This window comes from Terrabacter sp. P5_B1, assembly GCF_056400505.1.
In genome coordinates this window covers 1-2,460 of sequence record NZ_JBFULD010000458.1, presented here as the reverse complement: position 1 = coordinate 2,460, position 2,460 = coordinate 1, and the positions used below count along the sequence as shown (strand labels likewise).

The following is a 2,460-nucleotide window of genomic DNA, read 5'->3' as shown; positions in this document are numbered from 1 at the left end:
CCCTCGAGGAGGGAGCTGGCACTTTCGGGTCGAGAGTGCCAACAGGAAGAAATCTAGGTTTCGGTTAGCACTCGGTCAAGTCGAGTGCCAACCCTCGGGGGGCACGGGCCTTGACGGCCCTGCGCCCCGAGCACCCCGAACCACCTCCCTCGGCTGGCTCCCAGCACTGCCGGGGGCTGCGTCACGACGCCTGCGAGGATGGTGGGCATGGATGCCGCCATGGTCGATCGCCTCTCAGCGGGTGAGGGCTGGGCGCTGCTCCAGTCGCTTCCTCCCTACGACGAGGCCGGGTCGCTGCACCTGCAGGACCGGCTGCGCGAGGCAGGCTTCGCGGCGGACCTCGTCGCGGCCGCGATGACCCAGTCGCGGCTGCGCGCCCGCGGCACCGACAAGTTCGGCGACTTCGCCGCGGGGATGCTCTTCACGCCCGACGGGCTCGAGCAGGCGACGCGGCTCGCCATCGCGGCCCGCCACGCGCACCGGTATGCCGCTGCGGGCGTCCGCGACCTCTACGACCTCGGGTGCGGGCTGGGCGCTGACGCCATGGCGTTCGCCGGCCTCGACCTGACGGTCCACGCCGTCGACGCCGACGACGCGACCGCCCGCATCGCCGCCGTCAACCTGCGCCACTGGCCGTCGGCGCGGGTGTCGCACGGGCTCGCCGAGGACGTACGCCTGCCGCAGGGTGAGGGCGCCCGCCGCCTCGGCCTGTGGCTCGACCCCGCCCGCCGCGTCACCGGTGTTGCCGACGTCAACGGCCGCACCAAACGCATCTTCTCGCTCGACGCCATCTCGCCGACGTGGTCGCAGGTGCTGGACTTCGCCGACGCGGTGCCCGCGACCGGCGCGAAGCTCTCCCCCGCGTTCCCGCACGGCGCGGTCCCGCCGGGCGCCGAGGCGCAGTGGACGTCCTGGCACGGCGAGGTGCTCGAGTGTGCGGTCTGGTGGGGCCCGCTCGTCACCACCACGGGCCGCACGGCCGCGGTGTGCACCGAGACCTCGACGTCGGTCGTCACCGAGGCCGACGCGTCCGAAGGCGGTCAGCGGCCGTCCCTCGCGTCGGTGGGCGACATCGGCGAATGGCTCCACGAGCCCGACCGAGCCGTCATCCGCGCCGGGCTCACCGGAGCCCTCGTCGCTGCGGTCGACGGCGCCGAGCTGGCCTCCGGCGTCGGCTACGTGACGAGCGGCCAGCCGAGGGAGCTGCCGTGGGCCCGGCGCTACCGGGTCGTCGAGGCGATGCCGCTGTCGACCAAGCGCCTCGCACGGTGGCTGCGCGACCACGGCCACGACCGCGTGACGATCAAGAAGCGTGGCGTGACCCTCGACGCCGACCTGCTCCGCCGGCAGCTGAAGATGACCGGGCGCGGCAAGGGCGGTTCCGAGGCGACGCTCGTCCTGACCCGGGTCGGCGGCGGCCAGGTCGCCCTCGTCGTGACCCCCGCCTGACCGCGCCCGTCCGCGCCCGTCCGCGCCCGTCCGCACCGTCTGTCTCGTCTGCCTCGTCTGCACCCGGCTCCCGGTCGTCCGCCGACGTCGTGCCAGATGGTGTGCCCGATGGTGCTGCGTCCGATGGGGTGATCACCCCACCAGGCGCAGCACCATCGGCAGGTTCACGGCCAGGCGGGCACGCGCCGCTCAGGCCGGTGCGGCCGCGTACAGCTCGTGCAGGGCGCCCCACGTGGCATCCCAGTCGGGCCCGGGCGTGCCTGCGAGGTGGGCGTCGAGTGAGCGGACGTAGGTGTCCCAGCCCGCGGCATACCCCGGCGCCTGGGAGCCGGCGAGCCGCTCGTGGCGCAGCACGAGTCGCGAGCCCAGCCCGTCCTCGGCGATCTCCACCGTCACGAGGGACGGCACGTCACGCACCGGCCACTCCCAGACCAGCCGGGTCGGCGCCTCGCACGTGACGACGCGGCACTGTGGGGCGTCGGCATCGTCGAAGTGGATGGTGAAGCTGCCTCCCGGACGCAGGTCGCCGGTCACAGGAGCGAACCAGCGCTCGAGTCGCTCGGGCTCGGTGCACGCCTGCCAGAGGTCCGCGGGGGTCGTCGCGTAGTGCCGGTCGAAGACCACCGCCACCGTGTCTCCGTCGCGCTCGATCCGGCCCAGCACCTGTGTCAGCTCGCCCATCCCCGCTCCCCTCATCGGCCGGCGCCGTCCCAAGCTAACGTAACTCATCGGTTACGTAACATGCAAGGTACTGATCTTGGCAGTCAGAGGGCGGCGTCCGGCTGCGCCCCGACCCAGCGCACCGCCGCCGCGCCCGCCCTGTTCGCCGCCTCGAGCGCGGCTCGTCGGTCTGCGCCACCCGCGAGCGCCGCGGCGAGCGCACCGCAGAACGCGTCCCCGGCTCCGACCGTGTCGCCCACCWCCCCGGCCGGCACGCGTATGCCGTCGACGCCGTCCATCCCCCACCGTGCTCCCGCCGCGCCGAAGGTCACGAGCAGCGACTGCGGCACG

3 protein-coding genes are annotated in these 2,460 nt (G+C 73.8%); 1 reads left to right on the top strand and 2 read right to left on the bottom strand.

Annotation, left to right across the window (positions count from 1 at the left end; genetic code table 11):
• Nucleotides 1-207: 207 nt before the first annotated feature.
• Nucleotides 208-1,449 (top strand): class I SAM-dependent methyltransferase, encoded by a 1,242-nt coding sequence (locus tag AC1DP0_RS20815; RefSeq protein ID WP_478088275.1) that lies wholly within the window; start codon nt 208-210, stop codon nt 1,447-1,449.
• Nucleotides 1,450-1,638: 189 nt separating this feature from the next.
• Here AC1DP0_RS20815 and AC1DP0_RS20810 read toward each other — a convergent pair whose 3' ends face one another.
• Entirely contained in the window at nt 1,639-2,130 is a 492-nt protein-coding gene (locus tag AC1DP0_RS20810; RefSeq protein ID WP_478088273.1) for an SRPBCC family protein, read from the bottom strand.
• A gap of 83 nt (nt 2,131-2,213) precedes the next feature.
• The coding region (locus AC1DP0_RS20805; RefSeq protein ID WP_478088271.1) for a PfkB family carbohydrate kinase at nt 2,214-2,460 on the bottom strand (247 nt) is incomplete at its 5' end.